1 protein-coding gene is annotated in these 1,220 nt (G+C 71.6%); it reads left to right on the forward strand.

Annotation, left to right across the window (positions count from 1 at the left end):
* Positions 1 to 1,220, forward strand: a 1,220-nt coding sequence (locus tag PHY01_RS26060) for an IS1634 family transposase (protein WP_141282926.1), incomplete at both ends; no start/stop codon positions are given.

Genomic DNA, 1,220 nt, shown 5'->3' on the forward strand with positions numbered 1-1,220 from the left:
ATGGACCTGCTCGTCGAGGCCGACACCGACGCGAGCGTGCAGGAGGCGGTGTTCTTCGCCGTCGCCGACCTGCTCAACCTCGAGGTCGACCTGCTGTTCTTCGACACCACCAGCACCTACTTCGAACGCGACACCGAAGATGCCGACACCGACGGTGAGCAGGGGTTCCGCCGCTACGGGCACTCCAAGGACCACCGCCGCGACCTGCCCCAGATCGTCATCGGCCTGGCCGTGACCAGGGAGGGGATCCCGGTCCGCTGCTGGTGCTGGCCGGGCAACACCAACGACCAGGCGATCCTGCCCGAGGTCAAGGACGGCTTGCGGGGCTGGCGCCTCGGGCGGGTCGTCACCGTGGTCGACCGCGGGTTCTCCTCCCGGGAGAACCTCGCCTACCTGCAGCGCGCCGGCGGGCACTACATCGCCGGCGAGCGGATGCGCGACGGCAACGCCCAGGCCCACGAGGCGCTGTCGCGCCAAGGTCGCTATCAGTCCGTGCGCGACAACCTGCGGGTGAAGGAGGTCAAGATCGCTTCCACGCCCGGGATCCGGTGGATCATCTGCCACAACCCCGAGGAGGCCGAACGCGACCAGGCCGCCCGCGACGCCGCCATCGTGCGGATCGGTGCCGAGCTGGACCGGATCACCACCGCCCGCGCCCGAGCCCGCGAGCAGGCCCGCGCCCGCCGCACGGCATCCTCAACGCCCAGGGCCGCGGTGAGCGCGGCGACCCGCACGAAAGCCGACCGCAGGGCCGCCGCCGACGAGGCGGCGCACGTCAAGGCCGAGTGCGCGCTGCGCGAGCACCCCGCCCTGGGCCGGTGGCTGCGCCAGACCCCGTCCGGGCGCCTGGTCCTGGACCGGGCGAAGATCACCGCCGAGGCCCGGCTGGACGGGAAGTACCTGCTCTCCACCTCGGATCCGGACCTGTCGGCCGAGGACGTCGCGCTGGGCTACAAGAACCTCCTCGAAGCCGAACGCGGGTTCCGCGACCTCAAGTCCACCATCGAACTCCGGCCGGTGTTCCACCGGATCGAGCCCCGCATCCGCGCGCACGTGCTGCTCTGCTGGCTCGCGCTGCTGCTGATCCGGGTCGCCGAACGGCGCACCGGCCAGACCTGGCGCCAGATCAACCGCGAGCTGGGCCGACTGCACGCGATCACGCTATCCGGACCAGCCGGCACCGTCGTCCAGACCACCGAGCCCACGACCGCGCAGTTGGG

The organism is Pseudonocardia hydrocarbonoxydans, assembly GCF_006539565.1.
Taxonomy (GTDB): Bacteria; Actinomycetota; Actinomycetes; order Mycobacteriales; family Pseudonocardiaceae; genus Pseudonocardia; species Pseudonocardia hydrocarbonoxydans.